Raw genomic sequence first — 21948 nt, forward strand, 5'->3', positions numbered from 1 at the left:
CCGGAGGGAGGTGCCTCACCCCCGGGAGGCACGCCGGCAGGGTGCCGGCAGGCCGAGGCGAATCGCGTTCCCCGCGTGCACGCCGTAGGCCAGATCGGAGATCAGTCGGGCGAGGGATCGGATGAACTTTCGCATGAAGACCATGGTGGGATGTCCGGTTCGCCCAGAACAGTGGCGACCGCGACACCTTTCGCTAAGATATCGCCATGCCCAACCGGTCCGTCGCGGTACTCGCCTACGAGGACATGACGCCGTTCGAGAGCGGCATCGTCGTCGACGTTTTCAGCCTGCGCTGGGACCTCGACATCGGTGACGACTGGTACGACGTGACGATCTGCGCCGAACGGCCGGGCGCGGTGCGGATGAAGGGCGGCGTCGAGCTGCACACCCCGCACGGTCTGGACGTGCTGGCGGCCGCGGACACCGTGGTGGTGCCCAGCGTCGCCGACCCTGCCGCCGAGACGTCGCCGGAGGTCATCGCCGCGCTGCGGCTGGCCCACAGCCGGGGTGCGCGGCTGGTGTCGATCTGCTCGGGTGCGTTCGCGCTGGCGGCGACCGGCCTGCTCGACGGGCTGCGGGCCACCACCCACTGGACCTACGCCGACCTGCTGCGCCGCCGCTTCCCGGCGGTCGAGGTCGACCCGCACCCGCTGTACGTCGACAACGGCCGGATCCTCACCAGCGCGGGCTGTGCGGCGGGAATCGACCTGTGCCTGCACATCGTCCGCTCCGACTTCGGTGCCACGATCGCCAACGCGGTCGCCCGCCGCATGGTCGTGCCACCGCACCGCGACGGCGGGCAGGCGCAGTACATCGAGACGCCGGTGGCCGCGGATCCCGACGACGACCGCATCGCCCGCAGTATCGAATGGGCCCTGCGGCACCTGACCGAGGACATCTCGGTGGCCACGCTGGCCGAGCGGGCCGCGATGTCGAGCCGGACCTACCTCCGGCACTTCGCGCGCACCGTCGGCACCAGCCCGATCAAGTGGCTGATCGCCCGGCGGGTCCACGCGAGCCTGTCGTTGCTGGAGACCACCGATCTGCCGATCGAGGAGATCGCCACCCGGGTCGGCTTCGACACCGCCGTCACCTACCGGCACCACTTCACCCAGGCCATGCGCACGTCACCGTCCGGCTACCGGCGTACGTTCCGTCAGGCCGCCTAGTGTGCGGCCCCTGCCCACCCCCTGACCTGGGCAGGGACCGCACGTTCCCCCGGATCAGTTGGCCATGCGGCGCAGCTCCGGCCAGGTCTGCGACCACGGCTCCCGCAGTCCCTCGGCGAACAGGATCGGCTTGCCCTGCAGGGCGTTGTTGATGTTCAGTCCATTGTCGACGGTTCCGACGCGCCGGACCGAGGTGAAGTGCTCCCGCAGGCGCTCGACGTCTTCGCCGACGTAGACCACCGAGTCGACGCCGTCACCCGGCCTGCCGAAGTACCAGTACCCGCGGTGCGGGCTGTACGCCCTCGGCAGTCCACGCTCGGGCCCGTAGAAGTCGAGGGCGGACGCCGCCCAGTAGCCCTGCGACATCAACGCGGTGTGCTCCCTGGTCTCCGGCGGCAGGGCGTGGTAGACGGCGGCGACGTCGTCGGCCAGCTGCGGCCAGCCGATCTCGTCCCGCTGGAACGCGATGACCTGGCGGGGCAGCCCGGCGTGGACCGACATCGGCAGGATCGGCAGCCCGACCACCAGGGTCAGCGACGTGACGGCGTACACCGGCCAGGTCGGGATCCAGCGCCACCAGCGGGACGGCTCGCCGTCCTGCATCCGGACCGCGCCGAAGGCCCACAGGACGGGGGCGAATCCGGCGATGTAGTACGGCCTGCCGTTGCTCACCAGGAACACCGTGACGACGATGAGGAACGCCCAGCCGAGGTAGCGGTACGGCCGCAACTCCTTGGCCCGCAACAGGTTCCACAGTCCGTAGAGGGCGAGGGCCAGCCCGGCGAGACCGCCGAGGCCGGTCAGCGCCAGCGGCAGGAACGTCAGGCGCCCTCCGGTGATCTCCATTTCCGTGCTCACGGTCGCGCTCATCTGCAGCAGCGGCCAGTCGTTGTCGATCTGCCACAGCAGGTTCGGCACCGAGGTCACCGCGGCGATCCCGGCACCGGCCCAGAGCGCGGGCCGGGTCAGCAGGTCCCTGCGGCCGGCGAGGAACGCGCTGATCACCAGCGCTGCCAGCAACGCGATCACCAGGTGCTTCGCCTGCAGCGCGACCGCCGTGACGACCCCGGCGAGCAGCAGCAGCCGGTCGGCCCGGGTGCGTTGCCAGCGCACGACCAGCCAGAGGATGAGCATCCACAGGAACGGGTCCACTGTGGACGTCGCGAGCAGGTGGCCGTACAGCGGCGCCCACAGGGCGTACGCGCCCGCGGTGAGCAGCTGGGCCCGGCGGCGCCCGCCCAGTTCACGGGCCAGCTGGGCGGCGACGACGACGCCGACCGCGGTCAGGATCGTCGCGGGCAGCCGCAGCGCGACGACCGAGCCCGGCCACAGGGTGTCCATCAGCAGCGCGAGCAGCGGGAGTAGCGGTGGCTGGTCCGCGTAGCCCCAGTCCAGGTGCCTGCCGGCGGCGACGAAGTACAGCTCGTCGCCGAAGTAGCCGTACCGGCCGCTGACCGCCAGGAGCAGGCCCCCGACCGCTGCCGCCAGCAGCAGCACCGGCCTGGTCGCCAGTGCGGGTTTGACGCCGGTGACCGGCGAGACCGTCATCAAGGGCATGTCCCCTCCAGGAATCCGAAAAAGTGATATCACTATGCTATGGTTATGATGGCTCGGGACGCAAGGAGGCAAGATGAAGTCCGTGGACATGCCGTCGCCGAAGGTGCGGGAACGCCTGATCTCCGGGGTGACCGGAATCCCGCTGCTGGCCGTCAGCCTCGTGCTGGTGCTCGGCGGAATTCCGATGGTGGTGCTCAGCATCGTGTGGCTGGCGCAGCACGGCGGGTTCGGCCGGGTGGTGCTGCTGGTCGGGTGCGCGCTGGCGCTGCTCTGCGGGCTGATCCTGATGGCGGGTCTGACGCAGGTCGCGCCCGGTGAGGCGCGGGTCGTGCAGTTGCTCGGCCGCTACACCGGCACGATCCGCACCACCGGTCTGCGCTGGGTCAACCCGATCACCGACCGCAAGCCGATCTCCACCCGGATCCGCAACCACGAGACCGCGGTCATGAAGGTCAACGAGGCCGACGGCAATCCGATCGAGATCGCCGCCGTGGTGGTGTGGCAGGTGGAGGACACCGCGCAGGCACTGTTCGAAGTGGACAACTTCGTGCAGTTCGTCGCCATCCAGACCGAGACCGCCGTCCGGCACATCGCGAACGGCTACCCGTACGACGCGCACGCCGACGGCCAGCTCTCGCTGCGCGACAACGCCGACGAGATCACCGAGAAGCTGTCGGCCGAGGTCGCCGAACGGGTGCGGCCGGCGGGCGTGCGGATCATCGAGTCACGGATCACCCACCTCGCCTACGCGCAGGAGATCGCCCAGGCGATGCTGCAGCGGCAGCAGGCGGGTGCCGTCGTGGCCGCGCGGCAGCGGATCGTCGAGGGAGCGGTCGGCATGGTGCAGATGGCGCTGGACCGGCTGGCCGAGCAGGAGGTCGTCGAGCTGGACGAGGAGCGCCGCGCGGCGATGGTCAGCAACCTGCTCGTCGTCCTGTGTGGCCACCGTGACGCCGCGCCCGTGGTCAACACCGGATCGCTGTACACCTGACCGGTGGTCGAACGCAAGAAGGTGCTGCTGCGGCTCGACCCGGCCGTGCACGACGCGCTGACCCGTTGGGCGGGCGACGAGCTGCGCAGCACCAATGCGCAGATCGAGTTCCTGTTGCGCAGGGCCCTGTCGGAGGCAGGCCGGCTGCCCGGCAACGCCGGCAAGATGCGCCGCCCCGGCCGCCCGCGCAAGGACGAGCCGCCCGACGACGACGGCGCCGGTGACGACCCAAGCACGTGAAGGCCACCTTCATTACGTCTCACGTGGTGAAGGTGGCCTTCACGTGCTTTGCGCGGCGGCTTCAGCGGGGGATCAGGCGCGCCGCGGCCAGGACGAGCGGGTCGAGCTTGTCCTGGCCGGTCTCGACGTGACGGAACAGGTCGGCCTTCATCCGCGGGTCCCAGAACGCGCGGATGTGGGTGGCGATGGCCTTCGCGGCCTCGTCCTCCGGCTCGTTCCGGAACTGCGCCGCGATCTCGTTGGCCAGCCGCACCTGCGGCGAACCCGCGCTCACTTGGCCATCACCGGGGTGCGCAGGCCGACCTGGACGGCGGTCACCTTGTACTCAGGGCAGTTCGTCGCCCAGTCGGAGTTCTCCGTGGTCACGACGTTGGCCCCGGTGACGGGGTGATGGAACGTCGTGTAGACAACGCCGACCGGCATGCGGTCGGACAGCACCGCCCGCAGCGTCGTCTCGCCGACCCGGCTGGCCAGCGACACCTCGTCGCCGTCGGAGATCCCGCGCACCTCGGCGTCGTGCGGGTGGATCTCCAGCAGGTCCTCCGGGTGCCAGGCCACGTTGGCCGTACGCCGGGTCTGCGCACCGACGTTGTACTGGGACAGGATCCGGCCCGTGGTGAGGATGAGCGGGAACTTGCGGGTGCTGCGTTCCTCGGTCGGCACGAACGTCGTCGGGACGAACTTTCCCTTGCCGCGCACGAACCCGTCGACGTGCATGATCGGCGTGCCCTCGGGTGCGGCGTCGTTGCACGGCCACTGGACGCTGCCCAGCTTGTCCAGTTTCTCGAACGACACCCCGGCGAACGTCGGCGTCACCGCGGCGATCTCGTCCATGATCTCGCGGGAGTGGTCGTAGTGCATCGGGAAGCCCATGGCCTGGGCGATCTCGCAGGCGACCTGCCACTCGTGCTTGCCGGTCTTCGGCGGCATCACCGGGCGCACCCGGTTGATGCGGCGCTCGGCGTTGGTGAACGTGCCGTCCTTCTCCAGGAACGACGTTCCCGGCAGGAACACGTGCGCGAGCTTGGCGGTCTCGTTGATGAACAGGTCCTGCACGACCAGCAGGTCCAGTGACTTGAGCGCCGCCATGACGTGCTTGGTGTTCGGGTCGGACTGCGCGATGTCCTCGCCCTGCACGAACAACGCGCGGAACGTGCCGTCGACGGCGGCGTCGAACATGTTCGGGATCCGCAGGCCCGGCTCCGGCTGGATGGGCCGGTCCCACAGCGTCTCGAAGATCTCCCGTACCGCGTCGTCGGACACGTGCCGGTAGCCGGACAGCTCGTGCGGGAACGAGCCCATGTCACACGATCCCTGCACGTTGTTCTGCCCGCGCAGCGGGTTCACGCCGACGCCGTCGCGGCCGATGTTGCCGGTGGCCATGGCCAGGTTGGCCATGCCCATGACCATCGTCGAGCCCTGGCTGTGCTCGGTGACGCCGAGGCCGTAGTAGATGGCCGCGTTGCCACCGGTGGCGTACAACCGCGCCGCCGCCCGCACCTGGTCGGCGGGGACGCCGGTGATTGCCTCGGTGATCTCCGGGCTGTTCTCCGGGCGGGCGATGAACTCGGCCCACTTCTCGAAGTCCTCGCACCGCTCGTCCACAAAGGATTGATCGACCAGGCCCTCGGTGACGATCACGTGGGCGAGCGCGTTCACGATCGCCACGTTCGTGCCCGGCTGCAGCTGGAGGTGGTGCTGGGCCTCGATGTGCGGCGAACGCACCAGGTCGATCCGCCGCGGGTCGATCACGACCAGCTTGGCACCCTCACGCAGCCTGCGCTTCATCCGCGAGGCGAACACCGGGTGCCCGTCGGTCGGGTTGGCGCCGATCACCACGATGACGTCGGACTTGGCGACCGAGCGGAAGTCCTGCGTGCCCGCCGACGTGCCGAACGTCTGCTTCAGCCCGTAGCCGGTGGGCGAGTGGCACACCCGTGCGCAGGTGTCGACGTTGTTGTTGCCGAACGCCCCTCGCACCAGCTTCTGGACGGCGTAGACCTCCTCGTTGGTGGTCCGCGACGACGTGATTCCGCCGATCGAGCCGACGCCGTGCTCGGCCTGGATCTCCCGCATCCTGTCGGCGACGTAGCCGATGGCGGTGTCCCAGTCGACCTCGCGCCACTCGTCGTCGATGCTCTCCCTGATCATCGGGCTCATCACCCGGTCGGGGTGCGTGGCGTAGCCGAACGCGAACCGCCCCTTGACGCACGAGTGGCCCTCGTTCGCGCCGCCCTCCTTGGCGGGCACCATCCGCACCAGCTCGTCGCCCCGCAGCTCGGCCTTGAACGAGCAACCCACACCGCAGTACGCACACGTGGTCAGCACGCTGCGGGTCGGCATGCCCAGTTCGACGACCGACTTCTCCTGCAGCGTCGCCGTCGGGCACGCCTGCACGCAGGCACCGCAGGACACGCACTCCGAGTCCATGAACAGCTCGCCCGCACCGGCGGAGACCTTCGACTCGAAGCCGCGGCCCTCGATCGTCAGCGCGAACGTGCCCTGCACCTCGCCACACGCCCGCACGCACCGCGAGCAGGCGATGCACTTGGACGCGTCGAAGTCGAAGTACGGGTTGCTGGTGTCCTTGGCCAGGTCGAGGTGGTTCTCGCCCTCGTAGCCGTAACGCACCTGACGCAGCCCGACCACGCCGGACATGTCCTGCAGCTCGCAGTCCCCGTTGGCCGAACAGGTCAGGCAGTCCAGCGGATGATCGGAGATGTAGAGCTCCATGACGCCCTGGCGCAGCTTCTCCAGCTTCGGCGTCTGCGTGCGTACCTTCATGCCCGGGCTGACCGGCGTGGTGCACGACGCGGGCGTGCCCCGCCTGCCGTCGATCTCCACCAGGCACAGCCGGCACGAGCCGAACGCCTCCAGACTGTCGGTCGCACACAGCTTCGGGATGTCGATACCGGTCATGGCCGCGGCACGCATCACCGAGGTGCCCTCGGGCACCATCACCGGATGACCGTCGACCTCGACCTCGACGGTCGCCTCGCCGGGCCGGGCCGGCGTACCGAGGTCGTGTTCCTTGTACAGCGTCATGACTTCGTCTCCTCGTGCCGGGCGGTGAAGTCGTCCGGGAAGTGCTTGAGCGCGCTGAGCACCGGGTTCGGGGTGAGCCCACCCATCGCGCACAGTGATCCGTCGGTCATCAGGTCGCACAGGTCGCCGAGCAGGGCGAGGTTGTCGTCGGTGTCCTGACCGGCGACGATCCGGTCGATGGTCTCCACGCCACGTACCGAGCCGACCCGGCAGGGCGTGCACTTGCCGCAGGACTCCTCGGCGCAGAACTCCATGGCGAACCTGGCCATCGCGGCCATGTCCACGGTGTCGTCGAACACCACGATGCCGCCGTGGCCGAGCATCGCACCGGCTTCGGCGAACGCCTCGTAGTCCAGGGGAAGGTCCAGCCCGGACGCCGGCAGGTAGGCCCCGAGCGGGCCACCGACCTGTACCGCGCGCACCGGACGGCCCGATCGCGTGCCGCCGCCGTAGTCGTTGATCAGTTCGGCCAGTGACATGCCGAACGCCGTCTCGAACACCCCGCCGCGGGCGATGTTGCCTGCCAGCTGGAACACCTGGGTGCCCAGCGAACGGCCGGTACCCAGCGCGGCGTAGGCCGCGGCACCGTCGGCCAGGATCGTCGGCACCGACGCCAGCGTGAGCACGTTGTTGACCACCGTCGGCTTACCGAACAGGCCGGTGATGGCCGGGATCGGCGGTTTCGACCGCACCATCCCGCGTTTGCCCTCCAGGCTGTCCAGCATGGAGGTCTCCTCGCCGCAGATGTAGGCACCCGCGCCGACCCGCACGAACAGGTCGAACTTCGTGCCCGAGCCCAGGATGTTTTCGCCGAGCCAGCCGTGCGCGTAGGCGATCTCGACGGCCTGGCGCAGTGTCCGCACCGCGTCCGGGTACTCCGAGCGCAGATAGACGTAGCCCTCGGTGGCCCCGGTGGCGTAGGCGGCGATGGTCATGCCCTCGATGAGGCAGAACGGGTCACCCTCGATCAGCATGCGGTCGGCGAACGTGCCGCTGTCGCCCTCGTCGGCGTTGCAGCAAACGAACTTCAGCTCGCCCTCGGTCTCCAGCACCGTCTTCCACTTGATCCCGGCGGGGAACCCGGCGCCGCCGCGGCCACGCAGGCCCGACTCGGTCACCTGGGCCACCACCTCGGCGGGCTTCAGCTCCAGCGCCTTGCGCAAGCCGGCCATGCCGCCGTTGGCGAGGTAGTCCTCGGCCGACGTCGGGTCGGTGACGCCGACCCTGGCGAAGCAGAGGCGCTGCTGGTCACGCATCCAGGGCAGGTCCTCGACGGGACCGAGCCGCAGCGGGTGTTCGCCGCCGCCGAGCAGGTCACCCCCGAGCAGGTCCGGCACCTGCTCGGGGGTGACTGGGCCGTACCCGATCCGGCCCTGGGGGGTGGCCACCTCGACGAGTGGCTCCAGCCAGAGCATTCCCCGCGAACCGTTGCGCACGACGCGGACGTCGAGGCCGCTCGCCAGCGCTTCGCGTTCGACGGCGGCGGCGACCTCGTCCGCGCCGACGGAGACGGCGGCGGAGTCCCGGGGGACGTAGATGGTGGTGGTCATGCGTGTTCCGCCTTCGCCTCGGCGATCAGGGAGTCGAACCGCTCGGGCGTCACGTGCCCGTACATCCGGCCGTTGACCTGCGCGGCCGGTCCGAGCGCGCAGTTGCCCAGGCAGAAGACCTGCTCCACGGTGACGGCGCCGTCGGCGGTGGTCTTGCCGAGCTTGCTGCCCAGCGTCTGCTCGGCGTGGGCCACCACCCGCTCGGCGCCGACGGACTGGCAGGCCTCGGCCCGGCACAGCTTGACGACGGTGGTGCCGGCGGGTTCGGACCTGAAGTCGGTGTAGAAGGTGACGACGCCGTGCACGTCGGCCCTGGACAGGTTCAGTTCGCGGGCCAGCGCGGGCACCATCTCGTCGGCGATGTAGCCGAACTCCTCCTGCAAGTCGTGCAGGATCGGCATCAGAGCCCCTCGGTCACCGCGGTGCTCCTCGACGACAGCCCGCACGCGTTCGGCAATGGACGCCATGCTCACTCTCCCTGCATACGGTATACACCAACACTACCGCCGACCCCGGCGGAACGAAAGGGGACCGGGTCCATCGCCGTCCTGGTCGAGGCTGCCGGTCCAGGCTGGGCCCCGGTTGGCGGCTTGACGGTGGACCGAATGGCCCACCCGGGTGCCGACGCGTGCCCGGGTGAACTGAGACACTGATCGCACGATCGCGGCGGGATCCGGACGAACTGCACTCGGTTGGCGGTACAGGCCGTAGAGTGCGGGTGCCGGGTGCGCGACGTCACCCGGTAGTGTTCGAGGGTTGGCACCCGCCCGGTTCGAGCCGTAGGGGAGATGACGATGGCACGCGATGCCCGCAAGGGCCGCCGCCCGGCGTTCGGGCGCATCGACCCCTTCTGCTGGGCCGCCGCCGGCCCGCTGCTGATCGTCGCGGTGCTGTTCGTCATCTTGAAGATCATCGAGGGCGCGATCATCGCCGCCGTGCTGGCGATCCTGCTGCTCCTCATCGACGCCAGGGTCAACCGGGGAAACGTCAAGGAGGCCCCGCCGCAGCGGAGCAGGGAGCGCGCGCGTCAGCCCGCCCGGCAGCCGCAGCGCAACCAGCGGGCCCAGCCGCGGACGCAGGCCCAGCGCACGCAGGCCGGGCAGCGTTCCCGGCAGCAGGGCCGGGCTCCGGCGCGGCGGCCGGCCACGCCGCCGGGGCGCGCGACCCGCTGAGAGTCCACTCCGGACTCCACCCGATGGAGAACTTCGATGGGAAGCGGTTCGTTTCCGCGAAGCTGTAAAGCACGTGAAGGCCACCTTCATTACGTCTGACGTGGTGAAGGTGGCCTTCACGTGCTTTATGGCTGCCCGGTGTCTCGTGATCTGGAACCGGTGTGCCGGACAGTGGGACCCGGTGGGCGGGAACGGACAACTCGCGGGTCCGGAACGGACAACTCGCGCGCCAGAACGTACGACTCGCGCGCCAGAACGTACGACTCGCGCGTGAGAACGTACGACTCGCGCGTGAGAACGTACGACTCGCGCGTGAGAACGTACGACTCGCGCGTGAGTTCTGCGCTCGGGGCCGCGCACCGCGCCCTGACAACGAACTAGCCGACCGGACAGAAATTTTCCGGGATACCGCGCGACCTTGACAGCCGTATTGGTCTAGTCCATTCTGGGTCGCACTGAGTCACCGGGTGAACTCACAGCATCACCCTTTCCGGCGCCAACTCCATCCCGCCCATGCTCGACAAGGGAGTCAGCAATGGTGGTACGACGTCTCCTGTCCCTGCTCGCCATCGCACTCGCCGGTGCCATCGCCCTCGTCGCACCGTCGGTTTCCTCAGCTCAGGACCGTGACGACGTGGGAATCATGGCGTTCCCCGTGAGCGAGTCCCAGTTCAATCAGATGTTCCCCAACCGGAATCCCTTCTATACGTATTCCGGCCTGACCCAGGCGCTCAGCGCGTATCCGGCGTTCGCCAACACCGGCAGTGACACGACGAAGAAGCAGGAGGCCGCGGCCTTCCTCGCCAATGTCAACCACGAGACCGGTGGCCTCGTGCACATCGTCGAACAGAACGAGGCCAACTACCCGCACTACTGCGACCGCAGCCAGCCCTACGGCTGCCCGGCAGGCCAGGCCGCCTACTACGGCAGGGGGCCGATCCAGCTGAGCTGGAACTTCAACTACAAGGCCGCCGGTGACGCCCTGGGCATCAATCTGCTGAACGACCCGTGGAAGGTGCAGAACGACTCGGCCGTGGCCTGGAAGACCGGAATCTGGTACTGGATGACCCAGAACGGTCCCGGCACCATGACGCCGCACAACGCCATGGTCGGCGGGCACGGCTTCGGCCAGACCATCCGCAGCATCAACGGCGCGCTGGAGTGCGACGGCAAGAACCCGGGTCAGGTGCAGAGCCGGGTGAGTGCCTACCAGCGCTTCGCAGGCATCATCGGCGTCGACCCGGGCGGTAACCTCTACTGCTGAGCCTCCGGTCCCGTCCAAAGCACGTGAAGGCCACCTTCACTACGTCTCACGTAATGAAGGTGGCCTTCACGAGCTTGTCGGCGGCGCCTGGCTAGGCTGCCTCCATGACTGAGCCTGAGCAGCACGAGCAGCCTGAGCCGGCCGTGCGGTGGGTGCGGGCCGTGCTGCTCGCGGTGGTCGTCCTCGTGGTGGACCAGCTGACGAAGCTGTGGGCCGAGAACGCGCTGACCGACCGCCCGCCGATCCCGCTGCTCGGCGACTTCCTCAGCCTGCGCCTGCTGTACAACCCGGGCGCGGCCTTCTCCATCGGCGCAGGCCAGACCTGGATCTTCACCATCTTCGCCGCGCTCGCGGTCGTCGGCATCGGCTGGCTGATCAGCCGGGTCCGGTCCGGCGGCTGGGCCGTCGCGCTCGGCCTGCTGCTCGGCGGCGCCACCACCCACCTGCTCGACCGGCTGTTCCGCGCGCCGGGATTCGCCAGGGGGCACGTCGTGGACTTCATCGACTACAACGGCTGGTTCGTCGGCAACGTCGCCGACATCGCCCTCACCGTCGGCGCGGCGTTGATCATCCTGTTGTCACTGCGCAAAGTGAGCATGGACGGCCGCGATCCGGTGACCGAGTAGCGGTTGCTCGCGATCAGTGACCGGTTGACTCGCGGGTGTGTATGGTTTTAGCCGGCCGAGGGGAGCGCAGCTGATGCAGGACCGGGTGGTCGCTGGGCGCTACCGGCTCGTCGAGCAGATCGGCACCGGTGGCATGGGGGTCGTCTGGCGCGCCCTCGACCAGGACAAGAACCGCACGGTCGCGCTGAAGCAGGCCAGGATCGCCGACTCCGGCTCTGGACGCAGGCTGCGCAGGGAGGCGCGGCTGGCCGCCGAGCTGTCCCACCCCAACGTCGTCTCCGTGTACGAGTCCATCGTCGACGGCGACGAGCTGTGGCTGGTCATGGAATACGTGCCCGCGCGTAACCTCGCCGAACGGCTGGAGGACGACGGGCCGCTGCCGGTCCCCGACGTGACGCGGATCGGCACCGCGCTCGCCGGCGCGCTGGCGGCCGTCCACGACCGCGGGATCGTGCACCGCGACGTCAAGCCGAGCAACGTCCTGCTGCCCGACGACGGCGTCAAGCTCACCGACTTCGGCATCTCCCGCTCGGTGGCCACCGACGAGACGCTCACCGACGCGGCCGTCGTCGGCGGTACCCCCGGTTACCTCGCGCCCGAGGTCGCCGAGGGCCGCGAGCCGACGCCCGCGTCGGACGTCTTCTCCCTGGGCGCGACGCTGTTCGCCGCCGTCGAGGGCGTACCGCCGGTCAGTGGCGCCAATCCCTACGCCGTCCTGCGCCGCACGGCGGCAGGCGAGCTGACCGCGCCCCGGCGGGCGGGGGCGCTGGCGCCGCTGCTGGCCGAACTGCTGCGGGTCGACCCGGCCGAGCGGCCGTCGGCCACCGCCGCTGCCCGCAGGCTCGCCGAACTCGACGGCAGCGTCCCGCCCGTCCGGCCACGGCGGCGCCGGTCACGCAGGCTGGCCGCCATCGCGGCCGTCGTGCTCGCCGTGGTGGTGACCGCGACCGTGGTGACCATCGTCGTCGGCAGCGGGCGCGGGACCGGGCAGCTCACCTCGCCGCCGGTCGCCCAGGTGAGCCACGACCTCCACGCGGCCGACCCGTGTGCGCTGGTCGACCCCAAGCCGCTCGCGCACATCGGCGCTCCCACGGTCGATCCGGCCTACGGCGGCTTCAACCGCTGCGACGTGCTGCTCGATCTCCCCGGCGACCACGAGGTCGACATCCGGGTCGAGCTGGAGGAGCCGCCGGGTCCGGGAGGCAAGCCGGAGGGCGAGGTGGTGCGGGTCGGCGCCGTCGACGTCCACAAAGGACTCATCATGGATGGCCGGTGCCTGCGGACCATCCCGTTGCCGGACGGGTACCGGGTGGTCGTCACCGCCGTCGACTACAAGGATCCCGCCGTGGTCGACCTGTGTGCCGTCGCGGACATCGCGACCGCCACGGCCGCCGCGGTGATCGAACGCTCGGGCGTGCCACGCCGCGCGGTCGCGTTGCCCCGGGAGTCACTGGCCTGGCTGAACGCCTGCTCGCTGCTCGACAACGCCACCATCGGACGGCTCACGCCACTCGGTGCCGCGAAGCCGGAACCCTTCTACGGCAACTGGGTCTGCGACTACGAGCTGCCGACGACCGAGGACGAGCTGATGGTCCGGTTCGACCGCAACGAGCCGCTGAAGGTCGAGAACGGCAGGTTCGTGCGGATGTCCGACCGCGACGTCCGGCTGATCGAGGGCGACTACGGCCCGGACACCTGCGAGGCCGACATCGTCTACCGCACCTACACCAACGCCAACGGGGAGGACACGATCGAGATGGTCCAGATCGTGCTCAGCGGGCCGCCGCCGACCGCCCGGCTGTGTGAACCGGTCGCCGAGCTGGCACGCGTGGTGGCGGCCAGGCTGCCGCGTCCGTGAGCGGAGAGGAAGTTCCAGTGACCGAACCCGAGCAGCCCGACGACGACGTCCTGTCGGCCGGGTACGGCAGCCTCGCGCACGGCGTGCCGCCGTCGGTTCCGGGGACGATCTACGCCCTGGCGATCAACGGCGGTATCACGGTGAAGCCGAAGCAGGGGCGGACGTTGCTGTTCGGTCGCCAGCGGGAGGACGTGCACGTCTGTGTGGGCGAGGACGACCGCAAGGTGTCGCGGTTGCAGGGCAGGCTGATCTGCGACGGTGGCCGCTGGTGGATGCACAACGACGGCAGGGTGCCGATCCGGCTGCCCGGGCCGCGGCTGCTGTTTCCCGCGGACGAGCCGTTCCCGCTGGACGAGGGGTACACGGCGGCGTTCGTGCCGGGGTCGCGGGATCGTGAGCACCTGCTGGAGTTGTTCGTCACGGGATCGGATGTGGAGCGGCCGCACGCGCAGCCGTGGGAGGTCACCGAGCCGCCGAAGGTGTGGCCGCTCAAGCCGGACGAGCGGCTGGCGCTGGTCGCGCTGGCGCAGCGGTACCTGTTGCAGGAGCCGCGGCCGCAGCCCCGGACGTGGGGTCAGGTGGCCGAGCAGCTCAGCCAGCTTGAGCCGGACGCGGAGAAGCCGTGGAGCGCCAAGCGGGTCGAGCACCTGGTGGTGCGGGTGCGGACCAGGCTGGCCAAGGCCGGTGTGGCGGGACTGACCAGGGAGGAGGTCGGTGAGCCGGTGGGTAACTCGCTCAACGACAACCTGGTCAGGGAGCTGCTGCTGACGACCTCGCTGGTGCCGCCGGACCTGCGGCTGCTGGACCCGCCCGCCGACCGCTGATCGCCCGGGACCGGTCCCCGGCACCGGTCGTACCGTCCCGCTCGTAACCAGAGCAGGGGAGGGCCCGTGGACGTCGAGCCGGACGCCAGGCTGCCAGCCGGGCACGACAGCCTCGCCCACGGGGTCGCCTCGCGGACGCCGGGCACGCTGTCGGTGCTCGGCCCGCGAGGCGGCGTGGTGATGCCGCCGCTGGCCGGGGCCGAGGTGACGTTCGGGCGCAACCGCGCGCTGGTGGCCGTCGGGGTCGGCGAGGAGGACCGCCGGGTCAGCCGCAGGCACGGGTACGCCGAATGGTACGAGGCGGGCTGGTGGCTGCGGGTGACCGGCCGGACGCCGGTGCGGCTGCCGGGCTCGCGGCTGCTGTTCGCCGACGCCGAGCCGGTCCGGCTCACGCCCGGCTACACACCGCTGTTCCTGCGGGGAAGCCGCGGTCAGGAACACGTGCTGGAGATGTACGTGTCGAGCGAACGGGACGACGCCGTACGCAGGCCGTGGAAACTGACTGCTCGGGAACGGCTCGTCATGACCGTGCTCGGGCAGCGTTATCTGCGGTGTGAACCGTCGCCGCGGCCGCTGAGCTGGCTGCAGGCCGCCGAGCACCTGGCCAGGCTGCAGCCGCTCGCCGGGTGGACCGTGGTGGCCGTCGAACGGCTGGTGACCGATCTGCGCGCGCGGATACCGGCGGGGACCGGCGGCGACTGGCTGTCAGCCGGGTTCGTGGAACCCGGCGTGATCGTGCCACCCGACCTGGCGCTGCTCGCCCCCGAGCCGGGCGCGGTCGAGGTCGGCGACGACACCACCGAAGTGCCTAGAGTGCCTCGCGCAGCATCCGTGCGAGATCACCGGCCGACCTGACCGCGATCTCCGGATGATCGACCAGCGCGTGGTCGATCACCTCGGCGAGGCGGCGCGGGATGCCCGGCACGCGGGTACGGACCGGCACCGGCTCGGTGCCCAGCACCACCGAAATCGGGTCCTGGCCCGGCGGGAAGTCCCTCGGGGTGTGCCCGGTCAGCATCCAGTACAGCGACGCGGCCGCGGCCCAGACGTCGACCGCCGGCTTGGCGAACTTGAAGTTCACCAGCTGCGGGCGGGCCATGAACGCCATCGTCCCGGCCACGGCACCGGTGTGCGTGTGCCCGGACAGCCCGGCCATGTCGAACGCCTTGGAGATCCCGAAGTCGCCGACCTTGAGCACCCGCTCGCCCGGCACCCCGGCGAGCAGCAGGTTGGCCGGTTTGACGTCGCGGTGCACCAGTCCGCGGCCCCGGCCGAGTTTCCCGTCGGCCAGCGGCACGTCGGGGATCGTCGCCCGGTGCGCGTGGTCGAGGCCGTCCAGTGCCTGCATGACGAGCGGGACGGCGACGTCCGGGGACAGCGTTCCACCCTGCGCGGGCACCCACTCGCGCACGCTGCCCGCCGTGCAGTACTCCGAGGCCAGGAAGAACGTCGCGCCGCTCGCGCCGCCTTCGACGAACCGCACGATGTTGGGGTGCCGAAGTGCCCGGGTGCTGTCGATCTCGCGCAGGAATCCCTGCCGCGCCATCGGCCGGGCGGCGATCCTCGGCAGCAGGATCTTCAGGGCGATCCGCTCGCCGGTCACGTCGTGCTCGGCGAGGAACACGGCTCCCTGACCGCCCCGGCCCAGTTCCCGCACGAGCGTGAACCCCTGCAGGGTCACCACCTCGGGCTCGCCGCGAGCGGCCCGTTCGAGCAGCAGGCGTGCGGCGGTGGCCGGGTCGCGGCGGCAGGTCGCGCACAGCACGTCACCACCCGCGGGGTCGGCCTTGACCTCGGCGCCGCAGTGCGCGCACCGGCCCCGGGACGGGCCGGTGGCGGGCGCGGTGACCCGCACCCGCAGCACCGACCGTCCGATCCGTACCTCGTCGCCGTCGAGCAGGTCGCGTTCGGGGAACCACAGCCGGGCGCCCTCCTCCGGCGTCTGACCTGCCTGCCTGCGGCCGATCTCCTCGCCGTTGACGTGGGTTCCGTTGAGGCTGCCGAGATCGCGTACCCGCACGTCCGGTGGGTTGATGTCGAACAGGCAGTGGTGCCGGGACACCCGCCCGCCGGACAGCCGCGGATCGCAGTCGGCCGCGCGGCCGACGATGCGGGTGGTGCGTTCGTGGAAGGTGTACTCGGCCCCGGCGTCCGTACCGGCGGTCACCGCCAGGGTCACCGAGGCCCGCATGCGGTCAAGCCTACTTGGCGGAGGTCGGCCGGACCGACCGCAGCGCCACCGCCACGAACGCCGCGACCAGCAGGCTGCCCGCGACGCCGATCCACGCCACCCACTGCAGCCCGGTCACGAACGACCGGCTCGCCGCGCTCGTCAGCGCGCCGCCCAGGTCGGCGGGCAGCCCGGTGGCGACGTCGAAGGCCGCGCCGAGCGTCTCCCGCGCCCTGGCCAGTGCCTCGGGAGCGAGTCCCACGGGCGCGGACTCGGCCAGGTCACCGCGGTAGACCACCGCGCCGAGGCTGCCCAGCAGTGCGATCCCGGCCGCGCCGCCGAACTCGTTGGCGGTCTCGGATATCGCCGACGCCGCACCGGCCCGTTCCGGGGGCGCGGTGGCGAGCACCAGCTCGGTCGCGATGGTCGCCACGCCGCCGATCCCGGCGGCCAGCACCACCTGCGACGCGACCACCCAGGCCACCCCGGACTCGGCGCTCACCTGGGCGAACAACACGAACCCCACGGCGGCCAGGCACAACCCGGCCGCGACGATCCGCGCGGGCCGCACCTTGCCCGCGATCGCCGTCGCGGCACTGACGCCGACGCCCATCCCGGCGACGCTCGGCAGGCTCCACAGTGCCGCCACCAGCGGGCTGTAACCCAGCACGAGTTGCAGGTACTGCGAGACGAACAGCCCGATCCCGGCCAGCACCAGGAAGGTCACCGCGCAGGTGCCGAGCGCGCCGGTGAACTGCGGGCGGCGGAACAGCGTGACGTCGACCATCGGGTTGTCCGCGGCGAGCTGCCTGCGGACGAACAACACGCCGAACACGCAGCCGGCCAGGATCGAGCCGAGGTAGCCGAGTGCGAAGCCGTCGGCGGCGATCTTCTTGACGCCGTAGATGACCGGCAGCACGGTGGCCAGCGACAGCAGGGCGCCGGGGAGGTCGAACCGGCCCGCCGCGGGGTTGCGGAACTCCGGCAGCAGCACCGGGCCGAGGACGAGCAGCAGGACCATCACCGGGACGTTGAGCAGGAACACCGAGCCCCACCAGAAGTGCTCCAGCAGGAACCCGCCGACGATCGGGCCGACCAGCGCGCCACCGGCGAAACCCATGGTCCACGCGCTGATCGCCACCTGGCGTTGCCGTGCGTCGGTGAACATGTTCCGGATCAGTGACAGGGTCGAGGGGGCCAGCGTCGCGCCCGCGACGCCGAGCAGCGCCCTGGCCAGGATCAGCAGCTCGGTGGACGGCGCGTAGGCGGCCAGCACGGAGGCCGCGCCGAACAGGGCGGCGCCGGCGAGCAGCACCTTCCTGCGGCCGAACCGGTCGCCGAGCGAGCCCATGGTGATCAGCAGGCCCGCCAGCACGAAGCCGTACAGGTCGAGGATCCAGAGCAGCTCGGTGCTGCTCGGAGCCAGGTCGGCGGACAGGAAGGGCAGGGCGTAGAACAGAACCGACAGATCCATCGACACGAGGAGGCAGGGCAGGACGAGCACGACCAGGCCCAGCCACTCCCTGCGTCCGGCACGCGGCGCGGTGGAAAGGCTTACCATGTGAATCTCCATGGGTGATTACGACGTAAACATCAGCGTGATTACAACGTAAACCCATGGACGTAGGATTGGCAAACGAAATGTGGTGAAGGATGACCGAGGTGCGCGACCCGGCGCGGCGGCCGCCGCTGACGTTGTCGCTGATCGTGTCCACCGCCATCGGCGTGGCCGACGAGGGCGGCCTGGACGCGGTGACCATGCGGCGGGTCGGCGAGCGGCTCAACGCCAGCGGGATGGCGCTCTACCGGCACGTCGCCAACCGCGACGAGCTGATCGCGTTGATGATCGACAAGGTGGTGGGCGAGTACGCCTACCCCGTCCCGCGGCCCGAGGGGTGGCGGGCGGCGCTGGCCGCGTCGGCGAGGCAGGACTGGCGGTCGTTCTTCGCGCACCCGTGGGTGCTGCGGGCGACGGCGTCGACCCGTCCGCCGATGGGGCCGAACATGCTCGCCAACATGGAGTGGGCGCTGGCCGTCTTCGACGGCCTGAACGTGACCGGGCGGGAGCGGCTGCACCTGCTGAGCTCGGTCGTCTCCTACGTGCACGGGCTGGCGATGACCTGGCTGCCCGCCGCGTCGGCAGGCCGGGAGGGCACGGCGCGCTGGTGGCGCGACCAGCTGGACTCCGCCGGGCACGACCGCTATCCGCGCCTGGCCGAGCTGACCACCGACCTGGCCGGCGACCCGAGCTGGCAGGAGGAGGTCGACGAGGAGTTCGAGTTCGGCCTGGCGAGGGTGCTGGACGGCGTGGAGGCCTACGTGTCCGGTCGCGCAGACCGGCCGTAGAGCTCGTGAAGGCCACCTTCATTACGTGAGACGTGATGAAGGTGGCCTTCACGTGCTTTTGGCTGACGCGCGAGGGAGCCCGGGCCGTCAGGTCGCCTTCTTCTTGAGCTTCTTCGCCTTGCCCTTCACCGTGCCGACGGCGTCCATGGTCGGCGAGTAGGTCGCGTACAGCGCCGGGTTCGGCCTCGGTGCCGTGGCCGGGCCGCCGAGCGGCTCGGGGTCGTGCAGGTACTCCAGGTCCGTGCCGTCGCCGACCCAGCCGCCCTTGTCGCCGTCGGTGCCGTCGGACAGGTGCCAGATCGTGTGGTTGTGGGTCTGGTCCTCCTCGTCGAACAGGGCGTCCGGCACGATCGGCTGCTCCAGCCCGTCGCTGATCAGTTCCTCGATGGCGGCCAGCCACTGCTTCTGGTGCACGGTGTCGCGTGCCAGGTTGAACCGCAGCATCTCCTTGACGCCGGGGTCGTCGGTCATGTTGTAGAGCCGCGCGGTCTGCAGTCTGCCCTGGGCCTCGGCGGCGACGTTGGCGCGGAAGTCGGCCAGCAGGTTGCCGCTGGCCACGATGTAGCCGCCGTTCCATGGCACGCCCTGGCTGTTGTTCGGCATCGCTCCGCCACCGGCCACGATGGCCTGCTGCGGGTCCATTCCGCCGAGCACCGCCGCCATCACCGGGTCCTTCGCCGCGGCAGCGGCCTGTTCCGCCGGAGCGCCGTCGAGCAGCCGCGCGACCATCGTGGCCAGCATCTCGACGTGCCCGATCTCCTCGGTGGCCGTGTCCATGATCAGGTCCTTGTACTTGCCCTCGATGCGGCAGTTCCACCCCTGGAACAGGTACTGCATGGTCACGGTCATCTCGCCGTACGCGCCGCCGATGAGTTCCTGGAGTTTGCGGGCGTAGACGGCGTCCGGACGTTCCGGCTTGGCCTCGCACTGCAGCAGCTTGGTGTGTCGGAACACGTCGCCTCCTCGTCGTCGGTGAACGCCTGGCATTCCCCGGGATCCGGAAACCATGCGGCGCCGCGACGGGTTTCTCGCGTCAGGCCATCGTCAGGCTGAAGTCGTGCACGACGTCGAAACGGCGGCCGGTGGCGATGCGGACCTTGCCCGACTTCTGGCCGTAGACGATCGACCATTGGGTGTGTGGCTGGTGGACCCTGGCCAGCAGGTCCATCGCCTGCGGCTGGTCGAGCTTCCCGTTCGCCGCCCGCAGGGCGCCGCTCGCGGTGGCGTAGCGCGGATCGGCCAGGCGGGTGGCCTCGTCGCTGCCGGCGAGCTGGATGTTGGTGAGGACCTGCCACGGTCCGCGTTGCCGCTCCACCACCAGCCTGCCGTCGACGAACTCCAGCACCGCCGCGCCACCGTGGGCGTCGGCGAACAGGTAGTGCAGGCCGGTGCCGTCGCTGAAGTCGACGTTGAACCGCTCGAACACGGCGATCGCCTCGTCGACGGTGGACGCCTCGTCGAGCACCATCCGCATGATCCGGACGCTGCCGACGGTGCGCCGTTCCGGCCGGACGGTGGCGCGGGCGTCGGGTGCGGTCGCCATTCCCACGGTGAGGCCCTTGGCGTTCATCCCGTCGAACGGCAGCAGGTGGGCGCCGAGCAGCGCCTGCCGTCCCTTCTCGGTGGTGAAGTCGGCGTCGCTGGTGAGCCCCAGGTAGGAGGTGTCGACCATCGAGACCGACGCATGCCTGCCCGCGGGGGCGGTGAACAGCAGCAGTGCGGGCTGGTGCGGGAAGTCGAAGTTGCGGCCGAACAGCGGGTCGGCCGGGTCGCCGTGGGCGGTGAACAGCGAGCAGTTCGTGGTGGGCCGGACCCGCAGGGCGTCCGGCACCACCAGGGGGTCGTAGTCCCCGTGGACCCGCATTGTCCACAATGGATGGTCGTCGACCTTGCGGAGGGTGGCCAGCGTCGCGGCCGCGTCGATGACCGGCGCAGCCGGCGCCGGTGCCGGTGGGGCGGCCGCGCTGTGACATCCGGCGAGCACTGCGGCCAGCAACAGCATCGGGACGGCACGTCTCATCGGAACAGCATCGCAGGCCCGGGTCGATTCAGGTCCCGAAATGACCTGAATGCCCGTTAGCTTCGCCGTTGTTGTTACCCCGACCCTGGAGGAGACGCAGTGAACGTTCCGGCCCGCGCGAGGGAGGTCCGGCTGGTGGCACGCCCGGGCGACCGGCTCGGCCTCGAGCACTTCACGACGGCCGAGGTGGACGTGCCCGAGCCGGACGAGGGCCAGTTTCTCGTCCGTAACGACTGGATGGTCCTGTCCATCGTCATGCGCAGCCTGATGGACGCCGAGGTGCACCCGGACCTGCCGATGTCGGGCTACCGGCTGAACGAGGCGCCGTGGGCGCCCGCGATCGGCACGGTCGTCCGGTCCCGCGCACGCGAGTTCGCCGTTGGCGACGTCGTCTCGCACACCCGCGGCTTCCGCGAGTACGTGCTCGGGCAGGCGGAGGACTGGGAGTTCAGCAAGCTGGACACCACCCGGGTGCCCGGGCCGGAGTACTACCTCAACCAGGGTGTCACCGCGTGGCGCGGCATGGTGACCGTGGCGGATGTCGGCGAGGGCGACACGGTGTTCGTCTCCGGTGCCACGACGGCCGTCGGCTCGCTCGCGGGGCAGATCGCCAGGTGCCGTGGCGCGAAGCGGGTGATCGGCAGCACCGGGGACCCGGCGAAGATCGGGTACCTGGTCGGCGAGCTGGGCTTCGACGCCGCGTTCGACTACCACGACGGGCCGGTCCTCGACCGGCTCATCGAGCTGGCGCCGGACGGGCTCGACGTCGTGTTCGACAATGTCGCCGGCGAGCAGTTCGAGGCGGCACTGCAGGCGGCCGCGCCGAACGCGAGGTTCGCGCTGTGCGGGGCGCTCTCCGGGCGCAGTCCCGTGCTGGACCTCGACCCGGTCGTGCTCAAGGACCTCACCATCCGCGGGTTCACCACACCCTACGAACCCGCCGACGTCGCCGAGTGGACCGAGCACTACACCCGGTGGCTCGCCGAAGGCCGGTTCGTCTTCCCGCACACGGTCGTCGAGGGCGGGGCCGGCGCGGTTCCGCAGGCCATGCTCGACGTGGTGGCCGGCCGGTTCCGCGGGACGGTGCTGGTGCGGCTGTCGTAGGTATGTTGGGGT

At 70.4% G+C, this 21948-nt stretch carries 20 protein-coding genes; 11 read left to right on the forward strand and 9 right to left on the reverse strand.

Annotation, left to right across the window (positions count from 1 at the left end; genetic code table 11):
- Positions 1–206 precede the first annotated feature (206 nt).
- Complete coding sequence (locus EWH70_RS30720) at positions 207–1169, forward strand: helix-turn-helix domain-containing protein (protein ID WP_130479064.1); 963 nt, start codon at positions 207–209, stop codon at positions 1167–1169.
- A 54-nt stretch (positions 1170–1223) separates the two neighbouring features.
- On the opposite strand, the gene EWH70_RS30725 is transcribed toward EWH70_RS30720, so the two are convergent.
- Positions 1224–2717, reverse strand: coding sequence for an ArnT family glycosyltransferase (locus tag EWH70_RS30725; protein WP_130479154.1), 1494 nt, complete (start codon positions 2715–2717; stop codon positions 1224–1226).
- Positions 2718–2799: 82 nt separating this feature from the next.
- Between EWH70_RS30725 and EWH70_RS30730 the strand changes: the two genes are divergently transcribed.
- Both EWH70_RS30730 and EWH70_RS30735 read left to right on the forward strand, forming a co-directional pair.
- Complete coding sequence (locus EWH70_RS30730; RefSeq protein WP_130479065.1) at positions 2800–3717, forward strand: SPFH domain-containing protein; 918 nt, start codon at positions 2800–2802, stop codon at positions 3715–3717.
- Between the two features lie 3 nt (positions 3718–3720).
- Positions 3721–3957 carry a type II toxin-antitoxin system antitoxin gene (locus EWH70_RS30735; protein ID WP_130479066.1) on the forward strand — a complete coding sequence of 79 codons (237 nt, stop codon included), beginning with the start codon at positions 3721–3723 and terminating at the stop codon, positions 3955–3957.
- Between the two features lie 61 nt (positions 3958–4018).
- On the opposite strand, the gene EWH70_RS30740 is transcribed toward EWH70_RS30735, so the two are convergent.
- The 4 genes from EWH70_RS30740 to EWH70_RS30755 are packed head-to-tail and all read right to left on the reverse strand — an operon-like array spanning position 4019 to position 9019.
- Positions 4019–4231: a formate dehydrogenase subunit delta gene (locus tag EWH70_RS30740; protein ID WP_130479067.1), complete on the reverse strand. Its 213-nt coding sequence runs from the start codon at positions 4229–4231 to the stop codon at positions 4019–4021.
- Positions 4228–7002 (reverse strand): formate dehydrogenase subunit alpha, encoded by a 2775-nt coding sequence (gene fdhF, locus EWH70_RS30745; protein ID WP_130479068.1) that lies wholly within the window; start codon positions 7000–7002, stop codon positions 4228–4230. The genes EWH70_RS30740 and fdhF overlap by 4 nt, the downstream gene beginning before the upstream one ends.
- Positions 6999–8552, reverse strand: a complete 1554-nt coding sequence (locus tag EWH70_RS30750) for a formate dehydrogenase beta subunit (RefSeq protein ID WP_130479069.1) — start codon at positions 8550–8552, stop codon at positions 6999–7001. Before EWH70_RS30750 ends, fdhF begins: the two co-directional genes overlap by 4 nt.
- A complete protein-coding gene (locus tag EWH70_RS30755; protein ID WP_130479070.1) occupies positions 8549–9019 on the reverse strand; it encodes a formate dehydrogenase subunit gamma in 471 nt (156 codons plus the stop codon). Before EWH70_RS30755 ends, EWH70_RS30750 begins: the two co-directional genes overlap by 4 nt.
- A 327-nt stretch (positions 9020–9346) precedes the next feature.
- Here EWH70_RS30755 and EWH70_RS30760 point away from each other — a divergent pair, with 327 nt between their 5' ends.
- From EWH70_RS30760 to EWH70_RS30785, 6 genes are all read left to right on the forward strand, one after another.
- Positions 9347–9724: a hypothetical protein gene (locus EWH70_RS30760; protein WP_165436484.1), complete on the forward strand. Its 378-nt coding sequence runs from the start codon at positions 9347–9349 to the stop codon at positions 9722–9724.
- A gap of 535 nt (positions 9725–10259) precedes the next feature.
- Positions 10260–10988: a chitinase gene (locus tag EWH70_RS30765; RefSeq protein WP_130479072.1), complete on the forward strand. Its 729-nt coding sequence runs from the start codon at positions 10260–10262 to the stop codon at positions 10986–10988.
- A gap of 104 nt (positions 10989–11092) precedes the next feature.
- A complete protein-coding gene (lspA, locus tag EWH70_RS30770) occupies positions 11093–11614 on the forward strand; it encodes a signal peptidase II (RefSeq protein ID WP_130479073.1) in 522 nt (173 codons plus the stop codon).
- 73 nt (positions 11615–11687) lie between these two features.
- The gene (locus tag EWH70_RS30775) at positions 11688–13472 is read left to right on the forward strand and encodes a serine/threonine-protein kinase (RefSeq protein WP_130479074.1); all 1785 of its coding nucleotides are present in this window, start codon (positions 11688–11690) and stop codon (positions 13470–13472) included.
- 17 nt (positions 13473–13489) lie between these two features.
- On the forward strand, positions 13490–14296 hold the full coding sequence (locus EWH70_RS30780) for an FHA domain-containing protein (RefSeq protein WP_130479075.1): 807 nt from the start codon (positions 13490–13492) through the stop codon (positions 14294–14296).
- Between the two features lie 66 nt (positions 14297–14362).
- Positions 14363–15151 carry an FHA domain-containing protein gene (locus EWH70_RS30785; RefSeq protein ID WP_130479076.1) on the forward strand — a complete coding sequence of 263 codons (789 nt, stop codon included), beginning with the start codon at positions 14363–14365 and terminating at the stop codon, positions 15149–15151.
- Here EWH70_RS30785 and EWH70_RS30790 read toward each other — a convergent pair.
- Together EWH70_RS30790 and EWH70_RS30795 are read right to left on the reverse strand one after the other, a co-directional pair.
- Positions 15105–16487, reverse strand: a complete 1383-nt coding sequence (locus EWH70_RS30790) for a protein kinase domain-containing protein (protein WP_130479077.1) — start codon at positions 16485–16487, stop codon at positions 15105–15107. The two genes, EWH70_RS30785 and EWH70_RS30790, sit on opposite strands and share 47 nt — an antisense overlap.
- 10 nt (positions 16488–16497) lie before the next feature.
- A complete protein-coding gene (locus EWH70_RS30795; RefSeq protein WP_130479078.1) occupies positions 16498–18027 on the reverse strand; it encodes an MFS transporter in 1530 nt (509 codons plus the stop codon).
- A 92-nt stretch (positions 18028–18119) separates the two neighbouring features.
- Here EWH70_RS30795 and EWH70_RS30800 point away from each other — a divergent pair, with 92 nt between their 5' ends.
- The gene (locus tag EWH70_RS30800) at positions 18120–18812 is read left to right on the forward strand and encodes a TetR/AcrR family transcriptional regulator (protein WP_130479079.1); all 693 of its coding nucleotides are present in this window, start codon (positions 18120–18122) and stop codon (positions 18810–18812) included.
- Between the two features lie 87 nt (positions 18813–18899).
- Here the strand turns inward: EWH70_RS30800 and EWH70_RS30805 are convergent, their stop codons facing one another.
- Positions 18900–19766 (reverse strand): manganese catalase, encoded by an 867-nt coding sequence (locus EWH70_RS30805; RefSeq protein WP_130479080.1) that lies wholly within the window; start codon positions 19764–19766, stop codon positions 18900–18902.
- 79 nt (positions 19767–19845) lie between these two features.
- Entirely contained in the window at positions 19846–20832 is a 987-nt protein-coding gene (locus tag EWH70_RS30810) for a carcinine hydrolase/isopenicillin-N N-acyltransferase family protein (RefSeq protein ID WP_130479081.1), read from the reverse strand.
- Between the two features lie 99 nt (positions 20833–20931).
- Between EWH70_RS30810 and EWH70_RS30815 the strand changes: the two genes are divergently transcribed.
- Positions 20932–21936, forward strand: coding sequence for an MDR family NADP-dependent oxidoreductase (locus EWH70_RS30815; RefSeq protein ID WP_130479082.1), 1005 nt, complete (start codon positions 20932–20934; stop codon positions 21934–21936).
- Positions 21937–21948: the final 12 nt, after the last annotated feature.

Origin of the sequence: Amycolatopsis suaedae (assembly GCF_004214935.1) — a bacterium.
GTDB lineage: Bacteria > Actinomycetota > Actinomycetes > Mycobacteriales > Pseudonocardiaceae > Amycolatopsis > Amycolatopsis suaedae.

Coding starts and splice junctions, on each gene's coding strand:
- EWH70_RS30800 (WP_130479079.1), top strand. CDS start 18,120: ATGACCGAGGTGCGCGACCCGGCGCGGCGGCCGCCGCTGACGTTGTCG.
- EWH70_RS30765 (WP_130479072.1), top strand. CDS start 10,260: ATGGTGGTACGACGTCTCCTGTCCCTGCTCGCCATCGCACTCGCCGGT.
- fdhF (WP_130479068.1), bottom strand. CDS start 7,002: ATGACGCTGTACAAGGAACACGACCTCGGTACGCCGGCCCGGCCCGGC.
- EWH70_RS30750 (WP_130479069.1), bottom strand. CDS start 8,552: ATGACCACCACCATCTACGTCCCCCGGGACTCCGCCGCCGTCTCCGTC.
- EWH70_RS30760 (WP_165436484.1), top strand. CDS start 9,347: ATGGCACGCGATGCCCGCAAGGGCCGCCGCCCGGCGTTCGGGCGCATC.
- EWH70_RS30795 (WP_130479078.1), bottom strand. CDS start 18,027: ATGGTAAGCCTTTCCACCGCGCCGCGTGCCGGACGCAGGGAGTGGCTG.
- EWH70_RS30790 (WP_130479077.1), bottom strand. CDS start 16,487: ATGCGGGCCTCGGTGACCCTGGCGGTGACCGCCGGTACGGACGCCGGG.
- EWH70_RS30730 (WP_130479065.1), top strand. CDS start 2,800: ATGAAGTCCGTGGACATGCCGTCGCCGAAGGTGCGGGAACGCCTGATC.
- EWH70_RS30725 (WP_130479154.1), bottom strand. CDS start 2,717: ATGACGGTCTCGCCGGTCACCGGCGTCAAACCCGCACTGGCGACCAGG.
- EWH70_RS30755 (WP_130479070.1), bottom strand. CDS start 9,019: ATGGCGTCCATTGCCGAACGCGTGCGGGCTGTCGTCGAGGAGCACCGC.
- lspA (WP_130479073.1), top strand. CDS start 11,093: ATGACTGAGCCTGAGCAGCACGAGCAGCCTGAGCCGGCCGTGCGGTGG.
- EWH70_RS30720 (WP_130479064.1), top strand. CDS start 207: ATGCCCAACCGGTCCGTCGCGGTACTCGCCTACGAGGACATGACGCCG.
- EWH70_RS30810 (WP_130479081.1), bottom strand. CDS start 20,832: ATGAGACGTGCCGTCCCGATGCTGTTGCTGGCCGCAGTGCTCGCCGGA.
- EWH70_RS30775 (WP_130479074.1), top strand. CDS start 11,688: ATGCAGGACCGGGTGGTCGCTGGGCGCTACCGGCTCGTCGAGCAGATC.